The 20,634-nt window shown below is 69.5% G+C and carries 14 protein-coding genes; 3 read left to right on the forward strand and 11 right to left on the reverse strand.

Going from position 1 to position 20,634, the window contains the following annotated elements; genetic code table 11:
* The first annotated feature begins 260 nt into the window (after positions 1 to 260).
* Positions 261 to 1,349 (forward strand): LCP family protein, encoded by a 1,089-nt coding sequence (locus tag ACIQ6R_RS28825; protein ID WP_404224456.1) that lies wholly within the window; start codon positions 261 to 263, stop codon positions 1,347 to 1,349.
* A 25-nt stretch (positions 1,350 to 1,374) separates the two neighbouring features.
* On the opposite strand, the gene ACIQ6R_RS28830 is transcribed toward ACIQ6R_RS28825, so the two are convergent.
* Both ACIQ6R_RS28830 and ACIQ6R_RS28835 read right to left on the reverse strand, forming a co-directional pair.
* A complete protein-coding gene (locus ACIQ6R_RS28830) occupies positions 1,375 to 2,499 on the reverse strand; it encodes a hypothetical protein (RefSeq protein ID WP_404224458.1) in 1,125 nt (374 codons plus the stop codon).
* Positions 2,500 to 2,619: 120 nt separating this feature from the next.
* A complete protein-coding gene (locus ACIQ6R_RS28835) occupies positions 2,620 to 3,642 on the reverse strand; it encodes a hypothetical protein (protein WP_404181981.1) in 1,023 nt (340 codons plus the stop codon).
* Positions 3,643 to 3,721: 79 nt separating this feature from the next.
* On the opposite strand from ACIQ6R_RS28835, the gene ACIQ6R_RS28840 reads away from it, so the two are divergent.
* A complete protein-coding gene (locus ACIQ6R_RS28840; protein ID WP_404224460.1) occupies positions 3,722 to 4,114 on the forward strand; it encodes an NTP pyrophosphohydrolase in 393 nt (130 codons plus the stop codon).
* Between the two features lie 79 nt (positions 4,115 to 4,193).
* On the opposite strand, the gene ACIQ6R_RS28845 is transcribed toward ACIQ6R_RS28840, so the two are convergent.
* From ACIQ6R_RS28845 to ngcE, 9 genes are all read right to left on the reverse strand, one after another.
* Complete coding sequence (locus tag ACIQ6R_RS28845; RefSeq protein WP_404224462.1) at positions 4,194 to 5,735, reverse strand: amino acid permease; 1,542 nt, start codon at positions 5,733 to 5,735, stop codon at positions 4,194 to 4,196.
* Between the two features lie 137 nt (positions 5,736 to 5,872).
* A complete protein-coding gene (gene dxs / locus ACIQ6R_RS28850; RefSeq protein WP_404181972.1) occupies positions 5,873 to 7,795 on the reverse strand; it encodes a 1-deoxy-D-xylulose-5-phosphate synthase in 1,923 nt (640 codons plus the stop codon).
* A gap of 268 nt (positions 7,796 to 8,063) precedes the next feature.
* On the reverse strand, positions 8,064 to 9,356 hold the full coding sequence (locus ACIQ6R_RS28855) for a sugar ABC transporter permease (RefSeq protein ID WP_404181969.1): 1,293 nt from the start codon (positions 9,354 to 9,356) through the stop codon (positions 8,064 to 8,066).
* The gene (locus ACIQ6R_RS28860) at positions 9,353 to 10,144 is read right to left on the reverse strand and encodes an ATP-binding cassette domain-containing protein (protein ID WP_055419686.1); all 792 of its coding nucleotides are present in this window, start codon (positions 10,142 to 10,144) and stop codon (positions 9,353 to 9,355) included. Before ACIQ6R_RS28860 ends, ACIQ6R_RS28855 begins: the two co-directional genes overlap by 4 nt.
* A 162-nt stretch (positions 10,145 to 10,306) precedes the next feature.
* Positions 10,307 to 11,410, reverse strand: a complete 1,104-nt coding sequence (locus tag ACIQ6R_RS28865) for a sugar ABC transporter substrate-binding protein (protein ID WP_404182228.1) — start codon at positions 11,408 to 11,410, stop codon at positions 10,307 to 10,309.
* A 133-nt stretch (positions 11,411 to 11,543) separates the two neighbouring features.
* Complete coding sequence (locus tag ACIQ6R_RS28870) at positions 11,544 to 12,755, reverse strand: ROK family protein (RefSeq protein WP_404181966.1); 1,212 nt, start codon at positions 12,753 to 12,755, stop codon at positions 11,544 to 11,546.
* 194 nt (positions 12,756 to 12,949) lie between these two features.
* Positions 12,950 to 13,873: a carbohydrate ABC transporter permease gene (locus tag ACIQ6R_RS28875; protein WP_404224464.1), complete on the reverse strand. Its 924-nt coding sequence runs from the start codon at positions 13,871 to 13,873 to the stop codon at positions 12,950 to 12,952.
* 4 nt (positions 13,874 to 13,877) lie between these two features.
* Positions 13,878 to 14,804 carry a carbohydrate ABC transporter permease gene (locus ACIQ6R_RS28880; protein WP_404224466.1) on the reverse strand — a complete coding sequence of 309 codons (927 nt, stop codon included), beginning with the start codon at positions 14,802 to 14,804 and terminating at the stop codon, positions 13,878 to 13,880.
* An 85-nt stretch (positions 14,805 to 14,889) separates the two neighbouring features.
* Positions 14,890 to 16,338, reverse strand: a complete 1,449-nt coding sequence (gene ngcE / locus ACIQ6R_RS28885) for an N-acetylglucosamine/diacetylchitobiose ABC transporter substrate-binding protein (protein WP_404224469.1) — start codon at positions 16,336 to 16,338, stop codon at positions 14,890 to 14,892.
* A gap of 392 nt (positions 16,339 to 16,730) precedes the next feature.
* On the opposite strand from ngcE, the gene ACIQ6R_RS28890 reads away from it, so the two are divergent.
* Positions 16,731 to 20,537 carry a GH92 family glycosyl hydrolase gene (locus ACIQ6R_RS28890; RefSeq protein WP_404224471.1) on the forward strand — a complete coding sequence of 1,269 codons (3,807 nt, stop codon included), beginning with the start codon at positions 16,731 to 16,733 and terminating at the stop codon, positions 20,535 to 20,537.
* Positions 20,538 to 20,634: the final 97 nt, after the last annotated feature.

The raw sequence follows: 20,634 nt of genomic DNA on the forward strand, positions 1-20,634 counted from the left end.
CCGGCACCCCTGACCGTCGGCGAAGCCCCCCTCACCACGGTTCACAGGCCCGCCACATCTTATGTCACCCTTAAGGTTGGTCAAGGCCAGTTAATGTGGTGTCCATCGCTGTAACGCGCTATGGTTCCGCGCTCGCAAATTCCGTAGGAGTAGGCGCATATAGTTCTCGCACCGACATGACCGCATAGTGGACCGGCTTCCCCCCACCCGGGCCCTGCGACTCCGCCGCGCGGAGCCCGTGAGGAGAGGAACCGAACACCATGAGCCACAGCGCCACCACGGAGCCCCGGCGTGCCCGCCGGGCCGCGCCAGGCGGCGGTCGCCGAGCGCCACGCCGCCGCAGGCGCTGGGGACGGATCGTCCTGCTGTCCCTCGTCGTTCTCCTGCTCGCCTCCGGCGGCACCGGCTACTGGCTCTACAGCGGCCTGAACGGAAACATCGACGGGGTGGACCTGAACAAGGCCCTCGGTGAGGACCGCCCCGAGAAACTGCCCACCTCGGGACAGAACCTGCTGGTCCTCGGGTCGGACTCGCGCGCCGGAGCCAACGCCTCGCTCGGCACCGGCAAGGTCTCCGGCGCCCGTTCGGACACCGCCCTGGTGGTGCACATACCCGAGGGCCGCAAGCAGGCCGTCGCCGTGAGCATCCCCCGCGACACCCTCGTCACCCGCCCGGAGTGCGCCAAGTCCGACGGCTCCGCCCTCCCGGAGGCGAAGCGCGTGATGTTCAACTCCGTGTACTCACTGGCGGGACCGGCCTGCGTGGTCAAGACGGTGGAGAAGATGTCCGGCGTCCGCATGGACCATTACGTCGAGATCGACTTCGCCGGCTTCAAGGGACTGGTCGACGCGATCGGCGGCGTGCCCGTCACCATCGACGAGCCCATCAAGGACAAGGCCAGCGGCCTGGACCTGAGCGCCGGCACCCACACCCTGGACGGCGCCGAGTCCCTGGCCTTCGTACGGACCCGGCACGGGGTGGGCGACGGCAGCGACCTCGGCCGCATCGGGCTCCAGCAGGAGTTCCTGATCGCGCTGCTGAGCGAGGTCAAGAAGCAGGACCTGCTGGGCAGCCCCACCAAGACGTACAAGATCGCCGACACGCTGACCTCGGCGCTCACCACCGACTCCGAACTGGCCTCGCTGACCAGCCTGGCGGACTTCGCACGCAGCATGAACGGGGTCGACCCCGCCACCATGGAGACGATCATGCTGCCGGTGGCGTACGACAAGACCGACCCGAACCGGGTCGTCGCCGCCGAGCCTCAGGCGACCGAACTGTGGAAGGCCGTCCGCTCGGACTCCGAGATTCCCGAGTCCGCGAAGAAGTCGCCCGCGACGGGCGGCTGACCTCGGGCGCCACGGCGCCGGCCGCTCAGTGCCCGAGGGTGTGCCACCGGGTGAAGGAGAGGCCGGCGCCGTCGTCCTGACGGGCCACCTTCGGTGCACCCTCGGGTCCGATCAGCGCCATCACCACCCGCCCGCGCCCGTCCCGGGCGAGAGCGGGTACGCCCTGGCAGGACTCGGCCAGCGCGTACCACCAGAACCCGCCGGCCTCGTTCTCGGTGCCGCCCATGCCGAGCACCACGGAGCCGTCCCGGTCTCGGTGGGCGAGTACGACGCAGTCGTAGCCGTCGACCGCCGTGCGCAGCGACGCGTACCCCTGCCCGGCCGGCGATCCGCCCAGCACGGCGGGCCAGTCGCCGTCCCGCCACGCGGCCGCGCCACCGCTCTCGGCGTCGGTCCAGAAGAACGTCGCCCGCTCCGGCCCCGTCTCCAGTGCGCTGACCGTCCCCGGCACGGGACGCAGGGCGAAGCCGCGGGGGCCCGCGAAGTCGCCGCCGGCCGCCGTCTGGCGCCAGACGAGGACACCCGACGCGGACGCGGCGCAGACCTCCAGCCGTCCCCCGGAGAGGGCGACCGGCGCCGGCAGGTCGTCGGTCTCGGCGCCCCGCAGGTCCTCCCAGGCCCGCCACTTGCCGTTCGGGGACTCGCGACGCAGCGACAGACCACCGAGCGCGTTCCGTACGAAGACGTGCACCGTGCCGTCGGCCGCGACGGCCCCGACCGGCGGCCCCAGTTCCCGGGCCTGCTCACGGTCGCGGTGCGGATTGCCGAGCGAACGCCATTCGGTGAAGGCCAGTCCCGTCTGGTACTGGATCGCGTGCACGACGTCCAAGCCGAGCCCGCCGTCGGCGCGTTCGCGCTCCCTGCGGCCGAGGAAGTGGACATAGGTGTCCGCTCCCTGCACCACCGTCAGATGGGTCAGTCCCGCCACGGGCACGAAATGCGGCCCGCTCCAGTCGGGGCCGCCCGCGACGGTCTCCGTCCAGCGCACCAGACCGCCGTCGGCGGGCACGTAGAGGCTGAGCCGGCCGTCCCTGCCGAGGGTGAGCCAGTCGCCGTGGGCCGGTCCGGACGCACCGCCCCGTGTTCCCTCCACGGTGCCGGGCCCGACCTGGCGGGCGGCGCCGTCGGGGCCTGCCGACCTTCTCCGCATGGCCTGCTGCACCTTCCTGAAACCCGCCGTGTCACGGACAGGGACCCTCGAACGCGGAACATCATATGCCGTTCGTTCACCCGTTCCCCATGGCTCGGCCACCGGGCCGTCGAGGGCCCGTCAGACGGCGTGCCAGGGACCGAGCGCGAGGCCCGGTTCGTCCTTGCGGCGGGTGAGGCGGAGCTGTCCGGTGGACGGGGAGAGCGTGGCCGCCACCAGCCGGCCGTCGGCGTCCAGCGCCAGGGACACCACCGCGTCGGCCGGCAGCTCCGGACCCGACTCCGTCCACGCGGCGCCGAGCGCCTCCTGCTCCGAGGGGTACGCCGCGAAGGCGACCCGGCCGCTCGTTGCCGAGCGCTGGGCGACCAGCGTGCAGTCGTGGCCGTCGATCTCGCAGCGGACGGCGGAGACGGGGCCGGGGCCGGCCGCGGTCACCAGCGGCATCGGCTTCTCGCCGGGGCGCCAGGCGCACAGCTCACCGGTGTCGTCGTCGGTGAAGAGGACGGTGGTGGACCGCTCGGAGGTGGCCAGCGCGCGCAGGGTGCCCGGACGGACCGCCGCGTCGACGCCCTCCCCCGGTACCGGCCGCGCGCCCGGCTGCTCCTGCCGCCAGTGCCGGATGCCGCCGGTGACCGCCGCGTAGAGCTCGACCCTGCCGGACTCCCCCGTCACAGCCGCGGGCGCCTCCTGGACGCCGCGTCCCTTCAGGTCCCGCCACGGCTCCCAGCCGCCCTTCTCCTTCTGGGCCACCATGCTCATGCCGCCGCCCCCGTTGCGGACGAAGACGTGGGCACGTCCCTGCGCGTCGACCGCGACGGCCGGTGTCCCGGTGCGGTCGCCCTGCTTGTTGGGGTGGCCGGCCGGCTGCCAGTCGAGGGGCGCGAGCAGCGGCCGGAAGTGCGTGGTGTGCACGAGGTCGGACCGGCCGGTCCCGACGGGCCGCCAGGCGGCCAGATGGGCGTAGCCGTCGGGGCCCCGGCCGACCGCGAGGCCGGGGTGCAGTTCCTGGTCGCCGCCGAGCCTGCGCGGCGCCTCCCAGGGCCCGGCGGGCGCGCGTTCGGCACGCCACAGGGCGGCACCGTCCGACGGGAGGTAGACACAGAGGCGGCCGTCGCGGCCGAGGAGAAGCCAGTCGCCGTTCACCGCTTCACTCTAAGCGGGGCCGCCGGGTCCGCGTCGATCGGGTACGGCCCGCGCGACGGTGCCGTGCGACCCTGACGGCATGAACGACGACGGCGTGGACGACCACGCTCCCCTGCTCGTGATCGTCGACGCCGCGAACGTCGTCGGGTCGGTGCCCGACGGGTGGTGGCACGACCGGCGCGGGGCGGCGGAACGGTTGCGGGACCGGCTGGCGGCGGACGGTGTGCCGGGGCGTACCGGCCCGGTGGAGGTGGTCCTGGTCGTCGAGGGCGCGGCCCGAGGGGTGGACTCCGTGCCCGGCGTACGGGTGGAGTCGGCACCCGGCAGCGGGGACGACCACATGGTCGACCTGGTCGCCCGGGCCACCGGCGACCGCCCGGTCCTGGTCGTGACGGCCGACCGCGAGTTGCGCCGCCGGGTGAGCGAGCTGGGCGCGGAGGTGGCGGGGCCGCGGACGGTGCGGCCCGCGTGACGGCGCCCCCATCGGCGTACGCGGACCGGCCCCGCGGCCCCCGGGCGGGGGTGCGGGGCCGGAGCGGAAGCCGACGGGCCTACGGGGTGTCTCCGCCGGACGGGCCGGACGGGCCGGTCGTGCCGGGCGTGCCGGCCGGTGCCTCCTCGCCGCGGGCCATGCGGCTGTGGGTGCGGCTGTAGAGGAAGTACACGACGACGCCGATCGCCATCCAGACGCCGAACCGCACCCATGTCTCGGCGGGCAGGTTCAGCATCAGCCACAGCGAGGCTCCCACCGACACGATCGGCAGCAGCGGCACCAGCGGGGTGCGGAAGGCGCGCGGCAGGTCGGGGCGGGTCCGACGCAGGATGATCACGCTGAGGGCGACGATGACGAACGCGAACAGCGTGCCGATGTTCACCAGCTCGGCCAGCTCGCTCAGGCTGGTGAAGCCGGCGACGATCGCGATGATCACGCCGAGCAGGATGGTCGGCCGGTACGGCGTCCGGAACTTCGGGTGGACGCGGGAGAAGAAGCGCGGCAGCAGCCCGTCGCGGCTCATCGCGAAGAACACCCGGGTCTGGCCCAGCAGCAGGATCATGCACACCGTGGTCAGGCCGACGGCGGCGCCGAAGCTGATCACACCGGCGAAGAAGGGGTGCCCGGTGGACTTGAAGGCGTCGGCGAGCGGGGCGTCGATGGACAGCTCGCTGTAGTGCTGCATGCCGGTGACGACGATCGACACGGCGACGTACAGCGCGGTGCAGATGAACAGGGAGCCGAGGATGCCGCGGGGCATGTCGCGCTGCGGGTTCTTGGTCTCCTCGGCGGCCGTGGCGACGATGTCGAAGCCGATGAAGGCGAAGAACACGACCGAGGCCGCGGTGAAGATGCCCATCACGCCGAAGTTGGCCGGCGCCCACCCGAACATCAGCTGGATCAGTGGCGAGTCGAGGCCCGCTCCCGCCTCCACCGGCTGCGCCTTTGGGACGAAGGGGTCGTAGTTGGAACCCTTGATGAAGAAGGCACCCGCGATGATCACGATGAGGACGACGGTCACCTTGATGGCGACGACGACCGAGGTGACCCGTGCCGACAGCTTCATGCCGAGGACGAGGATGCCGGTGAGCACCAGCACCAGGACGGCGGCGAGGATGTCGAAGCCGAAGCCCTCGGCGCCGTCCCGGCCGCCGAGCGAGGCGGGCAGCTGCCAGCCCGCGTTGTCCAGCAGTGAACGGATGTAGCCCGACCAGCCGACGGCCACCACCGCCGTGCCGAGCGCGAACTCCAGGACCAGGTCCCAGCCGATGATCCAGGCGGGCAGTTCACCGAGCGAGGCGTAGGAGAAGGTGTACGCGGAGCCGGCGACCGGGACCGTCGAGGCGAACTCCGCGTAGCAGAGCGCGGCGAGCGCGCAGACGACACCGGCGACGACGAAGGCCAGCGCCACCGAGGGCCCGGCGTTGTTCTTGGCGACCGTGCCGGTCAGTACGAAGATGCCGGTGCCGATGATGACACCGACACCGAAGACGGTCAGATCCAGAGCGGACAGGGATTTCTTGAGCGCGTGCTCCGGCTCCTCCGTGTCCCGGATGGACTGCTCGATCTTCTTGGTCCTGAAGAGACTGCTGTTGCTCACGGGTACCTCCGAGCTTGTCGTCCCCGACATGATCGAGAGGGGGGCGTACTGCGCATGCCCCGGCGTGAGCGGATTCACGCGGACGGGCGGGTTTCACCACCGCAACGAGTGGTGAAACCTGCCCATCCGGTGGTACGTCAGTCGCGCGCGGCCTCCACCGAGTCCACCTCGGAGCGCTCGTACCGGCCGTCGAGCTTGGCGACCAGACCGGTGACCTGGCGGGCGATGTCGGGGGCGGTGAGCCCGATCTCGGCCATCACCTCGGCGCGGGAGGCGTGGTCGAGGAAGCGCGGCGGGATGCCGAAGTCGCGCAGCGGTACGTCGACGCCCGCGTCGCGCAGGGCCTGGGCGACGGCCGAGCCGACACCGCCGACGCGGGAGTTGTCCTCGACGGTGACGACCACGCGGTGCCGCTCGGCGAGCGGGGCCATGGCCTCGTCGACGGGCTTGACCCAGCGCGGGTCGACCACGGTGGTGGAGATGCCCTGCTTGTTCAGCAGGTCCGCCACCTCCAGGCACATCGGCGCGAGTGCGCCGACGGAGACCAGGAGGACGTCGGGCGTGTCGGTGCCGGGGGCGCGCAGGACGTCCATGCCGCCGACGCGGCCGACGGCGGGTACGGCGGGGCCGACGGCGCCCTTGGAGAAGCGCACCACGGTCGGCGCGTCGTCCACCTCGACGGCCTCGCGCAGCTGGGCGCGGACCTGGTCGGCGTCGCGCGGGGCGGCGAGGCGCAGGCCCGGGACGACCTGGAGGATCGACATGTCCCACATGCCGTTGTGGGAGGCGCCGTCGGTGCCGGTGACACCGGCGCGGTCCAGCACGAACGTCACGCCGCACTTGTGCAGGGCCACGTCCATCAGCACCTGGTCGAAGGCGCGGTTGAGGAAGGTGGCGTACACGGCGAAGACCGGGTGCACCCCGCCGTGGGCGAGGCCCGCCGCGGAGACCGCGCCGTGCTGCTCGGCGATGCCGACGTCGTAGACGCGGTCCGGGAAGGCCTTGGCGAACTTGTCGAGGCCGACCGGCTGGAGCATGGCGGCGGTGATGGCGACGACGTCCTCGCGCTCCCGGCCGAGCTTCAGCATCTCGTCGCCGAAGACGGAGGTCCAGTCGGCGCCGGAGGTGGAGATGGGCAGGCCGGTGTCGGGGTGGATCTTGCCGACGGCGTGGAAGCGGTCGGCCTCGTCCGCCAGGGCGGGCTGGTAGCCGCGGCCCTTCTCGGTGAGGCAGTGCACGATGACCGGGCCGCCGAAGCGCTTGGCGCGGGTGAGGGCGGACTCCAGGGCCTCGAGGTCGTGGCCGTCGATCGGGCCGACGTACTTCAGGCCGAGGTCCTCGAACATGCCCTGCGGGGCGATGAAGTCCTTCAGGCCCTTCTTGGCCCCGTGCAGGGTGTCGTAGAGCGGGCGGCCGACGACCGGGGTGCGCTCCAGGACCTCCTTGGTGCGGGCCAGGAAGCGCTCGTAGCCGTCGGTGGTGCGCAGGGTCGCCAGGTGGTTGGCGAGGCCGCCGATGGTGGGGGCGTAGGAGCGCTCGTTGTCGTTGACGACGATGACCAGGGGGCGGTCCTTGGCGGCGGCGATGTTGTTCAGCGCCTCCCAGGCCATGCCGCCGGTGAGGGCTCCGTCGCCGATCACGGCGACGACGTGGTCGTCGCGGTCGAGGACCTGGTTGGCCTTGGCGATGCCGTCGGCCCAGCCGAGGACGGTCGAGGCGTGGCTGTTCTCGATGACGTCGTGCTCGGACTCGGCCTGCGAGGGGTAGCCGGACAGGCCGCCCTTCATCTTCAGCTTCGAGAAGTCCTGACGGCCGGTGAGCAGCTTGTGCACGTAGGACTGGTGGCCGGTGTCCCAGAGCACCTTGTCCTTCGGCGAGTCGAAGACGCGGTGCAGGGCGAGGGTGAGCTCCACCACGCCGAGGTTGGGGCCGAGGTGGCCGCCGGTCTTGGAGACGGCGTCGACGAGGAAGGTGCGGATCTCCTCTGCCAGGCCGCCCAGCTCTTCCAGGCTGAGCCGGTCCAGATCGCGCGGTCCCGTGATGCGGGTCAGCAGCGGCACCCGTGCCTCCTTGCAGTAGAGCTGTTGCCGGGCCTGCCCGAGTCTAATGTTCCGCCGTGGCGGAACGTGTCCGGGCGGTGCGTCGTACGTCACGCGTTCGGCCTTACCCATCGGCGGTCCGTTCTACGACAGCCCCGCCGGCCGTCGTCCTCGGCACCCTGACACGCGTGGCCGTCCGCGCGGCGCCCTCGGGCAGCCCACCGCCCGCCCGAGGGCTCAGCTCGGGCGGGCGGTGGGGTGGTGCGCCCGGGGCGGGCGGGTGGTGCGCCTAGGCGCGTCCCGCCGTCTTCTGGGTCTTGCGGGTGACCGCGTCGATGACGACGGTCGCCAGCAGCACGCCGCCGGTGATCATGTACTGGACCGGCGAGGCGATGCCCTCCAGGGCGAGGCCGTACTGGATCGAGACGATGACCATCACACCGAGCAGCGCGTCCCAGGTGCGGCCGCGGCCACCGAAGAGGGACGTGCCGCCGATCACGGCCGCGGCGATGACGTTCATCAGGAACTCACCGGTGCCCGCGCCCTGGTTGGCGGACGCGATCTTCGACGCGACGAAGAGTCCGCCGATCGCGGCGAAGGTGCCGGCGATCGCGAAGACCGAGATCCGGACCAGCTCCACGTTGATACCGGCACGGCGGGACGCCTCGACGCTGCCGCCGAGCGCGAAGACCTTGCGGCCGTAGGACGTGCGGCGCAGCACGAAGTCCGTGAGCAGCAGGAACCCGAGGAAGATCACCACGGCCAGCGGCAGGCCCTTGTACTGGTTGAAGACGATCGCCACGACGAAGGCCAGGACAGCCAGCAGCACCGTGCGGACGATGATCTCGTTCAGCGGCCGGGACGGCACGCCCGCGGCCTCGCGGCGGCGGTTGTCGAAGAAGGCGGAGAGGAAGTACCCCGCGGTCACGACGATCGCCAGGCCGTAGGCGGCGGCCACATCGCTGAAGTAGTAGCTGGTCAGCTTGACGACTATGCCGTCGGAGTTCAGGTTGATGGTGCCGTTGCTGCCCAGGATCTGCAGCATGAAGCCCTGCCAGAACAGCAGCCCGGCCAGCGTCACCGCGAAGGCCGGGACACCGATGCGGGCGAAGAAGAAGCCGTGGATGGCGCCGGCCACCGTGCCGGTGAGGATGGCCAGCACCAGGGCCAGCACCTCGTTCATCCCGTGCGTGATGTTCAGCACCGCGAAGGTGGCGCCCGCGACACCGCTGACCGAGCCGACGGACAGGTCGATCTCGCCGAGCAGCAGGACGAAGACGATACCGACGGCGATCATGCCCGTGCCGACCATGGCGACGGACATGTCGGAGAAGTTGCCGGCGGTGAGGAAGTTGGAGTTCAGGCTGGTGAAGATGGCCCAGATGACCAGCAGACCGACGACGACCGGGATCGACCCGAGGTCGCCGGCCTTCATCTTGCGCTTGAACTCGCCGAGGTAGCCCGCGAAGCCCTGCTCGCGGACCAGCAGCCGGGGGTCGACCACGGTGGTCGCGGCGGCGGGTGCGTCGGGGTTCTCCACCGTGTGGTCCTCGGCGGGTGTGGAGGTCTTGTCGATGCTCACTTCTTGATCTCCCCATTGGTGCGCGCCGCACGACGGGTCACGGCGTTCTCCGTGGCGCCCGTGATGGCGGAGATGATCTCTTCCTGCGAGGTCGACTTGACCTCGAAGACGCCGTTGTTGCGCCCGAGGCGCAGGACGGCGACCTTGTCGGCCACCGCCTTCACATCGGCCATGTTGTGGCTGATGAGGATGACGGCGTGGCCGCGCTCGCGCAGCCGCTCCACGAGGTCGAGGACCTGGGCCGTCTGCTCGACGCCCAGGGCGGCGGTGGGCTCGTCGAGGATGACCAGCTTGGGCTCGCCGAGCATCGACCGGGCGATCGCCACGACCTGGCGCTGACCGCCGGAGAGCGAGGCGATCGGGATGCGGACGCTGGGGATGCGGATGGACAGCGTGTCCAGCAGCTCGCGGGAGCGGCGCTCCATCTCCACCTCGTCCAGGACGCCGCGCTTGATGATCTCGCGCCCCAGGTAGAGGTTGCCGACCACGTCGATGTTGTCGCACAGCGCGAGGTCCTGGTAGACGGTCGCGATGCCCAGGTTCTGGGCGTCGTGCGGCCTGTTGATCGAGACGGCCTTGCCGTCCCATTCGATGGATCCCTCATCGATGGGGTGCACGCCGGCGATCGTCTTGACCAGCGTGGACTTTCCGGCTCCGTTGTCGCCGACCAGGGCGACCACCTCACCGGCGTGGACCTCAAGCTCTACGTCGGTGAGCGCCTGGACGGCACCGAATCGCTTGGAGACCCCGCGCAACGCCAGCACGGGCGTAGCGGACACGTGAACCATCTCCTTCGCCGCCTGACCCGGCGGGAGGTTGTGCAGAAGTTTTCGGGGGGGGGTTCCGTCCGGCGCCCCGCCTAGCTTGCGGGGCTGTTGGCGCGGGGCGCCGGAGGAAGCTGCGTGCAGCCGGTCCCGTACGCGCTCAGGCGGTACGGGAGGCGGGGCTGCTTACTTGAGACCGATCTTGTCGCACGCCGCCTTGTACTTGCCGCCACAGATCTCGTCGATCGTGTAGAAGCCCTCCTTGACGACGGTCTCCTTGATGTTGTCCTTCGTCAGCGAGACGACCGGGACCAGCGTCGTCGGGATGCCCTTGGTGGTGGCGCTGTCGGCCTTGTCCTTGGCGATGGAGTCGAGCGACTTGCCCTGGGCGAGGGCGACGGCCATCTCGCCGGCGACCTCGGCCTCCTGCGGGTAGGACTTGTAGACGCTCATGTACTGCTCACCGGTGACGATGCGCTGCACGCCCGCGAGTTCGGCGTCCTGGCCGGTGACCGGGATGTCGGCGATGCCCGCGCGCTTGAGGGCGGTGATGATGCCGCCCGCCATGCCGTCGTTGGCGGAGTAGACGCCGATGATCTTGTCCTTGCCGAGCGCCGAGATGGCGGCCTGCATGTTGGAGTTGGCGTTCTCCGGCTTCCACTCCTTGGTGTCGTAGGAGCGGCCGATGTTCACCTTGCCCTTGAGGACGGACATCGCGCCCTCCTTGAACTGGGCGGCGTTCGGGTCGGTGGAGGACCCGTTCATCATGACGATCTGGCCGTCCTTGGCCTTGTCGCCCAGCGCCTTCAGGAGTGCCTCGCCCTGCGTCTTGCCGACGGTGACGTTGTCGAACGAGGTGTAGGCGTCGATCGGGCCCTCGGCCAGGCGGTCGTAGGCGACGACCGGGATGTTGGCCTGCTCCGCCTTGGTGATCGAGCCGGCGATGGCCTTGGAGTCCACCGCGTCCACGATCAGCACGTCGACCTTGTTGGTGATCATCGTGTCGACCTGCTGCGCCTGCAGCGTGGCGTCCTGCTTGGCGTTGGCGTAGACGACCTCGCCCTTGTTGTTCGTGAGCTCCTTGACCTTCTTCTCGATCAAGGGCTTGTCGAACTTCTCGTAGCGCGCGGTCTGGTTCTCCGGAAGGAGCAGACCGACCTTGATGTCGTCGCCCTTCTTCTCGGCGGAGCCCGAGGAGTCGCTGTTCCCGTCCGACTCCGCGGCGCTGCCGCAGGCGGCGAGCGAGACCGCCATGGCGGTGGTGGCAACGGCGACGGCGGCACGACGCATACGCGTGTTCACTTCAGAAACCTCCCTGACGAGGCCGCGTCGTTGCGGCCGAGGTGGCTGGAAGTCAACTCGGCCACACGTGCGACGTCAAGAAGTAAATCCTTAACGAGATGACAACGGTGCCATCCGTGCTCTAAGTGAAGGCAGGGGTGGCCGCCGACAGAGCGCCGGTCGCACTTCCGTCCAAAAGCGTCGAATCACCCATCTCGCTGAGGGCGAGGGCGAGCGCCCCGAGTACCTCCGCACGCCCCCCAAGTGCCCCGGGCAGAACGGAGAGTTGACGCGCCGCACTGGGGATCGCGTAACGGCCGACGGACTCCCGGATCGGGCCGAGCACCAGCTCGCCGGCCTCGGCGAGATCGCCGCCGAGGACGACGCGGCTCGGGTTGAGCAGGTTGCAGAGGTTGGCGACTCCACTGCCGATGTGGCGGCCGACGTCGGCGATCACCCGACGGCAGCCCGGGTCGCCGTCCCTCGCCAGCCGCACGACGCCTTCCATCGTCAGGTCGGTGCCGTGGCTCGGCTGGAGCAACGGGAGCACGTAGCGTGCGGCGGCGAAGGTCTCCAGGCAGCCCCGGTTTCCGCAGCGGCAGACGGGACCGGCTTCGTCGAGTGTAATATGTCCGATTTCACCGGCGGTGCCGCCGGGACCGCGGTAGATCTTCCCGCTGATCACCAGCCCCGCGCCGACGCCGCTGGCGACCTTGATGTACGCCAGGTCCCGCACCCCCCGGCCGCTGCCCCAGACCAGCTCGCCCAGGGCGCCCAGATTGGCGTCGTTGTCCACGTGCACCGGCACGCCGAGCCGCCCCCGCAGCTCCTCGGCGGGCCGGGTGCCGCCCCAGCCGGGCAGGATGGCGGTCGAGCCCAGGGTCCCGGACTCCACGTCGATCGGGCCGGGAACGCCGAGGCCCACTCCGGCGATCTTCGTGCGGTCGATGCCGGTCGCCGCGATCAGCCGGTCGACCAGCTGCTCCGCCCGGTCGAAGCCCTGCGCCGCGGACGCGTCGACGTCCAGCGGCTCGGACTCCTCGGCGAGTACCTGGTGGGCGAGGTTCCCGACCGCGACCCGCAGATGCGTGTGCCCGAAGTCCACGCCGATGACGATGCCAGCGTCCCCGCTCAGCGAGACGCTGCGGGCCCGGCGGCCGCCCGCCGAGGTGGGCGTGACCTCGACCGTTCCGCCGTCCTTCAGTTCCCGGACGATGTTCGAGACCGTCGCCGCGGACAGGCCCGTCGTCCTCGCGATCTCCGCCTGCGTGAGCGACCCGGCGAGCCGTACCGCTCGTACGACCCGTTCCAGGTTGGCTCGGTGCAGCGACGACTGCGACCCGGGAGTCTCCACGACGACCTCCTGCGCGAGGGGCCGCTTCGATGAGGCCCCTTCCATGTCCAACTAGTGAACTCTAAGCTGAGCCGTTCGGGTCGCCTCCCGTCAAGAGGTTGAACCGCATCCGGGTGCCCGCCACACATATCGGCACACACGTGTGCGTGCCGCTCCGGGATGCCCGGAGCGGCACGCGGACCAGTGCGGAGGTGCTACTTCAGGGCGCCCGCCGTGAGCCCCTGGACCACCTGGCGCTGGAAGATGATGTACGCGGCCAGGACCGGCAGCATCGCCATCACCAGGCCCGCGAACAGGCCCGACCAGTCGCCCTTGTAGCCCTGGCTGACCGCCAGCTGCACCAGGCCCTGGGTGAGGACGTGCTTGTCCGGGTCCGTGTTCAGCACGGTCGGCAGCATGTACTGGTTCCACTGCCCCAGGAAGTTGAAGATCCCCACGCTGATCAGGCCCGGCTTGGCCATCGGCAGCATGACCTGGAAGAACGTCCGGGTGTGCGAGGCCCCGTCCACGAACGCGGCCTCCGCCACCGAGCTGGGCAGGGTGCGGAAGAACCCGGTCAGGAAGAACACCGTGAAGGGCAGCGAATAGGCGATGTAGACCAGGATCAGCCCGTGGATGGTGTTCAGCATCCCCATGTTGTCCACCACGTAGAACAACGGGACCAGCGCGAGCATGATCGGGAAGCTCATGCCGGCGATGAACAAGTAATAGATGAACCGGTTGCCCGGAAAGTCGAACCGGGCCAGCACATAGGCCGCCATGGAGCCCAGCACCAGGGTGCCGACGAGCGAGCCGCCCACCACCATGACGGTGTTGAGGAAGTAGTCGCTCATGTGGGCCTGGGACCAGGCCCGCGACCAGTTGTCGAAGTTCAGCTTGTCGGGGAGCGACCAGGGCGAGCCGAAGATGGAGGCGTCGTCCTTGAAGGAGGTCATCACCGCCCATACCAGCGGCATGCCGACCATGATCGCCCAGATGACGAGGACGCCGTGGGAGAAGACGTTGAGGGGGGTGCCCTCCTTCTTCCCCTTGCGTGGTCCGCTGGGCGGTGCGTCGCTCTTGCGGACGGGCGCGCCGGACTCGGCCGGTACGGGGGCGGGGGTCTCGGTCGTCTTCATCTGATCAGTACTCCAGCCGCTCGCGCCGGCCCAGCCGCATCACGACGGCCGCGAAGGCCAGCGTGACGACGAGCAGGGCGACGCCGATGGTGGTGGCGTAGGCGGCCTGACCGTCCCGGAACGCCTTCTGGTACACGTACAGGACCATCACGGTGGTCGAGTAGTCGGGTCCGCCGGGCCCGGTCGTCATGATCTGCACGACCGCGAACGACTCGGCGCCGAGCGCGAGGATGCCCATGTAGACCCAGCCGGACTGCACGGTGTCCCACAGCAGCGGCAGGGTGACCTTGAAGAAGGTGGTGGCGCGGTTGGCCCCGTCGAGCAGCGCGGCCTCGTACAGCTCCGCGGGGATGGAGGCCATGCCCGCGGAGAAGAGGACCACGAAGAAGCCGACGGTGGACCAGACGAGCACCGCCATCACGCACCACAGGGCGATGTTCGGATCCCCGAGCCACAGCGGCTGGACGGAGTCCAGGCCGATGCCGCGCAGCAGGGAGTTGATCGCGCCGCTGTCCGGGTTGTACGCGAACTGGAACAGCAGGGCGACGATCGCGATGGAGAGGACCTGCGGGAAGAAGTAGACGATCTTGTAGAAGCCCGACCCGCGGACCCCCGTGATCGCCGGGCCGCCCCGGCGGCGGCGTCCGCCCACGTTGATCATGAAGGCGAAGAAGAGCGCCAGGCCGAGGGTGACCAGCGGCACCAGCAGGGCGAACATCACGCTGTGCTGCAACGACTTCCAGAAGATGTCGTCGTCGAGCATCCGCGAGTAGTTGTCGAAGCCGACCATCGAGAACTCGGGACTCAGGCCCGTCCAGTCCGTGAACGAGTAGTAGATGGACTGGATGAACGGCCAGATGACGAAGAGCGCGTACAGCCCCAGGGGGGCCGCCAGGAACCCCACGATGAACCGGTACTTGCCGTGCTGCATTGCTACCGACCCCGATCTGCGCGCGGGTGGCGCCGCCAGGGCCTGTCCGGCGCGGTGGCGCCGGACAGGCCCTGGTGACGCGTCCTCACTGGTGCTTGTAGTGCTTGATCGACGAGTCCTTGGCGGCGTCGTCGGCGTAGCCCTGGATCTTCTTGATGGTCTCGGCCGGGGTGAGCCGGCCGGCCATCATCTCGCCCAGGCAGGAGACGCCGATCTTCTCCTTCTGGAGCTGCACGTACCAGTCCTGCATACGCGGGTTCACCACGTTGTCGCCGGCCAGTTCCAGCGCCGCGACGCCGGACTTGAGACCCGGGGTCAGCTCGATGCCGTCGGTGCCGCCGTTGTAGGCGCTCAGCGACTTCACCTTGCTGGTGAAGTTCTTCGAGGAGGCCTCGCTGAGCATGATGCGCAACTGCTCCATGCCGCCGGCGCCGTTGGCCGCCTTGGCCGGGACGATGAAGGGCTCGCCGCCGGACGCCCAGATGGTGCCGAAGGGCATCTTGTCGCTGTCGTCGATACCGGGCGGGGCGGAGACGGTGAGCTGGAAGTCGGCGGGGATGACCTTGGCCGACTCGTTCTCCACCCAGGAGCCGTTGGGGATGAACAGGGCGTCGCCCTTGGCCCAGGCGGTCTGCGACTGGATGTGGTCCAGGCCCGGGGTGCCCTTGAGGATGTAGCCCTTCTTGAACAGCTCGTACCAGGCCTCGAAGACCGTCTTGACCGCCGGGTGCTTCCAGGCGTTCGGCTCCAGGTTGTCGATGGCGTTCAGCACCTCGACGCCGCCGACCTTGGCGATCATCGGGGACATCGAGAAGGGGATGTAGTACGGGTACTTGCCCGCGTACGTCCAGCCGGCCATGCCCTTCTTCTTGGCCTTCGCGCAGACCGCGAGCATCTCGTCCCAGGTCTTGGGGTACTCCGCGTCGAGGGAGTCCAGGGCCTTCTGCGAGTACCAGTTGCCGTACACCGTGTACGCGTAGTACAGGATCCAGACCGGGTCCCCGTCGAACTGGCCCATCTCCACGATGCCGGGCCGCAGCGTGTCGCGGACCTTCTTGTCCGGGTCGTCGTAGGACGGGGCGTCCAGCAGCGGGGTGAGGTCGGTGAGCTGCTTCTTGCCGACCAGGACGCCCATGTCCATCTGCTCGGCGCCGGAGTTGTCGACGAGGTCGGGCGGGTTGCCGCCGTTGAAGCGCGGCTGGAGGGTGGACTGGATCTTCTGCGTGGCGGAGAACTTCACCTTCGCCTCGGGGAAGGCCTTCTCGTACAGCTTCACGGCGTCCTCGGCGTACTCCTTGCCGAATCCTCCGTCGAAGAGGACGAACTCCATCTGGGCGCTGTCGTTGACCGCGAGCGGGTTCTCGGCCGACTTCTTGCCCGCCTCGGCCTTCTCCTGGTCGTCCCCGCCGCCGCTCGCGCAGGCGGAGAGGAAGCTCATGGTCGGTACGGAGATCAGGCCGAGCGCGGCGGAACGCTTGATCAGATCGCGGCGGCCGACGCCATTACCGTTGTTCTCGGCGGAAGTGGATCCCATGCTCAAGTCCTCGCCTTCTCCAGGACTCAGGCGGTGAACCGGATCCTCCCCGGCACCGCGATCGGGTCACGCTGGGTCGTGCAGGAAGTGCTGTTCGGACGCTTGGGAGGTCCCGAATTCGCGGTTCCCCCCTGAACCCCCGATGGCCGACAGGTATAGTCCACTTCCCGCCAGCTGAGCAAGATCGAATGCAAGGTTGGCGGTACGTCTTTTCCGAGTTGAGACCTCCCGGAAATATGAGTGGCCTGCGCATCACTTGCCGGAAGAATCCCCGGCATAAGCCCCGAACGCCACATCCAACGCCCTTGACATCACATGCCACTTGACCCCTACTGGTCCTTGCGCAGTTGAGTTGACAACGTTGTCCCCAGCGCAGGGAGGGTGGCCAGGGCATGCAGTACAGAGTTCGGCACAGATGGGGTCCGGCGGTCGTGATGACGACCGCCTTCGCTTTGGCGGTGGGTTCGCAGGGTGCGGCGGTCGCGCTGCCCGCCGCGCCCGCCAAGGCCGACCGGGAGTTCGCTTCGTCGTTCGAGGCGGACGACCCGGTTCCGGACTGGCTCAGCACCGTGGACACGGGCCCGGACGGCGGCAAGCGGTCCGCGGGCGTGGACGGCGGCTACAGCACCGGCATACCGGGCAACGTGACCGACCACGTCACCGATGTGCGGGCCAGCGCCGAGAACACGGGCGGCGGGGAGGTGAAGGAGAACCTCGTCGACGGCGAGCCGGGCACCAAGTGGCTGGCCTTCGAGAAGACCGGCTGGGTCGAGTTCGACCTGGACGAACCCGCGAAGATCACCAGATACGCGCTCACCTCGGCCAACGACCACGACGAACGCGACCCCGCGGACTGGACGCTGAAGGGCTCGACGGACGGCGAGAACTGGCAGACGCTGGACACCCGCTCCGGGGAGTCCTTCGACGAGCGGTTCCAGACGAAGACGTACGACCTCGCCGAGGCCGCCGAGTTCCAGCACTTCCGGCTGGAGATCACCAAGAACAACGGCGCGGACGGCGTGCTCCAGCTCGCCGACGTCCAGCTGGCCACCGCGGCCACCGACACACCCGTCCCCGAGGACATGCTCTCCCTCGTCGACCGCGGCCCGAGCGGCTCGCCGACCGCCAAGGCGGGCGCCGGCTTCACCGGCAAGCGGGCCCTCAAGTACGCGGGCCGGCACACCGCGGACGGCCGGGCCTACTCGTACAACAAGGTCTTCGACGTCGATGTGAAGGTCGACCGCCGCACGGAGCTGTCGTACAAGGTCTTCCCGTCGATGGCGGACGGCGACCTCGACTACGACGCCACGAACGTCTCCGTCGACCTCGCGTTCACCGACGGCACCTACCTGAGCGACCTCAAGGCGACGGACCAGCACGGCTTCCCGCTGACACCGCGCGGCCAGGGCGACGCCAAGATCCTCTACGTCAACCAGTGGAACAGCGTGAGGTCGGGGATCGGGTCGGTCGCGGCCGGCAAGACCGTCGACCGGATCCTGGTGGCGTACGACTCCCCCAAGGGCCCGGCGAAGTTCCGCGGCTGGCTGGACGACGTGGCCATCGAGCGCGCGAAGCCGGAGCGGCCGAAGGCCCACCTGTCCGACTACGCGCTGACCACCCGGGGCACCAACTCCAGCGGCGGCTTCTCCCGCGGCAACAACTTCCCCGCGACCGCCGTGCCGCACGGCTTCAACTTCTGGACGCCGGTGACCAACGCCGGTTCGCTGAGCTGGCTGTACGACTACGCGCGCGGCAACAACGCGGACAACCTGCCGACGCTCCAGGCGTTCGGCGCGAGCCACGAGCCGAGCCCGTGGATGGGCGACCGACAGACCTTCCAGGTGATGCCGTCCGCCGCCTCCGGCACCCCGGGCACCGGCCGCGAGGACCGCGAGCTGGCCTTCCGCCACGAGAACGAGACCGCCCGGCCGTACTACTACGGCGTGCGGTTCGAGAACGGCCTGAAGGCCGAGATGGCGCCGACCGACCACGCGGCGATGATGCGCTTCACCTACCCCGGTGACGACGCGAGCGTGATCTTCGACAACGTCGAGGACAAGGCCGGCCTGACCCTGGACAAGGAGAACGGCACCTTCAGCGGCTACTCGGACGTCAAGTCCGGGCTGTCCACGGGCGCCACCCGCCTCTTCGTGTACGGCGAGTTCGACAGCAAGGTCACCGGCGGCGACGCCGAGGGCGTCAAGGGCCACCTGCGCTTCGACGCTGGCAGGGACCGCACCGTGACGCTGCGCATCGCGACCTCGCTGATCGGCGTCGACCAGGCGAAGGACAACCTGCGCCAGGAGATCCCGGAGCGCGCCTCCTTCGAGAAGGTCAAGCGCGACGCCCAGCGGCAGTGGGACCGCATCCTCGGCAAGGTCGAGGTCGAGGGCGCCACGCAGGACCAGCTGACCACGCTGTACTCCAGCCTCTACCGGCTGTACCTGTACCCGAACGCGGGCCACGAGAAGGTCGACGGCACGTACAAGTACGCCTCCCCGTTCTCCAAGGCGGTCAAGGAGGACACCCCGACCGAGACCGGCGCCAAGATCGTCGACGGCAAGGTCTACGTCAACAACGGCTTCTGGGACACGTACCGGACCACCTGGCCCGCGTACTCCTTCCTGACGCCGTCCAAGGCCGGTGAGCTGGTCGACGGCTTCGTGCAGCACTACAAGGACGGCGGCTGGACCTCCCGCTGGTCCTCCCCCGGCTACGCGGACCTGATGACCGGCACCTCCTCGGACGTGGCGTTCGCCGACGCCTACGTCAAGGGCGTCGACTTCGACGCGAAGGCGGCGTACGACGCGGCCGTCAAGAACGCCACCGTCGTGCCCCCGTCCTCGGGCGTGGGCCGCAAGGGCATGGCGACCTCGCCGTTCCTCGGCTACACCAGCACCGAGACGCACGAGGGCATGTCGTGGGCGCTGGAGGGCTACCTCAACGACTACGGCATCGCGAAGATGGGCGAGAAGCTCTACAAGGAGACCGGCGAGAAGCGGTACAAGGAGGAGTCGGCGTACTTCCTGAACCGCGCCCAGGACTACGTCAACATGTTCGACGCGAAGGCCGGCTTCTTCCAGGGCAAGGACCTGGCGGGCGACTGGCGCGTGGACTCCGAGAAGTACGACCCGCGCGTGTGGGGCTACGACTACACGGAGACCAACGGCTGGGGCTACGCCTTCACCGCCCCGCAGGACAGCCGGGGCCTCGCCAACCTCTACGGCGGCCGGGACGGCCTCGGCGACAAGCTCGACGAGTACTTGTCCACCCCCGAGACGGCCTCACCGGAGTTCAAAGGTTCCTACGGCGGAGTCATCCACGAGATGACCGAGGCGCGGGACGTCCGCATGGGCATGTACGGGCACTCCAACCAGGTCGCCCACCACGCCCTGTACATGTACGACGCGGCCGGGCAGCCCCACAAGACGCAGAAGAACGTCCGCGAGGTGCTCTCCCGCCTGTACACCGGCAGCGACATCGGCCAGGGCTACCACGGCGACGAGGACAACGGCGAGCAGTCGGCCTGGTTCCTCTTCTCCGCCCTCGGCTTCTACCCGCTGGTGATGGGCAGCGGCGAGTACGCCATCGGCTCCCCGCTGTTCACCAAGGCGACCGTCGAGCTGGAGAACGGCCGCAAGCTGGTCGTCAAGGCCCCGAAGAACAGCATGAAGAACATCTACGTGCAGGGCCTGAAGGTCAACGGCAAGCGCTGGAACTCGACCTCGCTCCCCCACTCGCTGATCGCGAAGGGCGGCGTCCTGGAGTTCGACATGGGCTCGAAGCCCTCCTCGTGGGGCACCGGCAAGAACGCTGCGCCTGTGTCGATCACCAAGGACGACGAGGTGCCGACCCCGCGCGCGGACGCCATCGAGGGCGAGGGCGCCCTGTTCGACGACACGTCGGCGACGGAGGCGGCCGTGACGTCGGTGGACCTGCCGGTGTCCCAGAAGGGCACCGAGGCCCTCCAGTACACGCTGACGTCGCCGGCGGACCACGCGAAGGCCCCGACCGGCTGGAAGCTCCAGGGCTCGGCCGACGGGACGACGTGGCGGACGCTGGACCAGCGCTCCGGCGAGTCCTTCGCCTGGGACCGGCAGACCCGGGCGTTCTCGGTGAAGTCGCCGGGGACGTACGCGAAGTACCGGCTGGTGCTCGACGGCGAGCACACACTGGCGGAGGTGGAGTTGCTGGCGTGAGGGTGAGGGTGACCGTGTAATGACGGTGCGGGGTACGCCGGGTGACCGGCGTACCCCGCAAAAGGTTGTACGCCCCACGTTGCGCTTGCGTACCTCT

Source organism: Streptomyces sp. NPDC096048 (assembly GCF_044763415.1).
Taxonomy (GTDB): Bacteria; Actinomycetota; Actinomycetes; order Streptomycetales; family Streptomycetaceae; genus Streptomyces.

Excerpts from the sequence above, each read along its gene's own strand:
- ACIQ6R_RS28825 (WP_404224456.1), top strand. The coding sequence starts at position 261 with ATGAGCCACAGCGCCACCACGGAGCCCCGGCGTGCCCGCCGGGCCGCG.
- ACIQ6R_RS28830 (WP_404224458.1), bottom strand. The coding sequence starts at position 2,499 with ATGCGGAGAAGGTCGGCAGGCCCCGACGGCGCCGCCCGCCAGGTCGGG.
- ACIQ6R_RS28840 (WP_404224460.1), top strand. The coding sequence starts at position 3,722 with ATGAACGACGACGGCGTGGACGACCACGCTCCCCTGCTCGTGATCGTC.
- ACIQ6R_RS28860 (WP_055419686.1), bottom strand. The coding sequence starts at position 10,144 with ATGGTTCACGTGTCCGCTACGCCCGTGCTGGCGTTGCGCGGGGTCTCC.
- ACIQ6R_RS28865 (WP_404182228.1), bottom strand. The coding sequence starts at position 11,410 with ATGCGTCGTGCCGCCGTCGCCGTTGCCACCACCGCCATGGCGGTCTCG.
- ACIQ6R_RS28875 (WP_404224464.1), bottom strand. The coding sequence starts at position 13,873 with ATGAAGACGACCGAGACCCCCGCCCCCGTACCGGCCGAGTCCGGCGCG.
- ACIQ6R_RS28880 (WP_404224466.1), bottom strand. The coding sequence starts at position 14,804 with ATGCAGCACGGCAAGTACCGGTTCATCGTGGGGTTCCTGGCGGCCCCC.
- ngcE (WP_404224469.1), bottom strand. The coding sequence starts at position 16,338 with ATGGGATCCACTTCCGCCGAGAACAACGGTAATGGCGTCGGCCGCCGC.
- ACIQ6R_RS28890 (WP_404224471.1), top strand. The coding sequence starts at position 16,731 with ATGCAGTACAGAGTTCGGCACAGATGGGGTCCGGCGGTCGTGATGACG.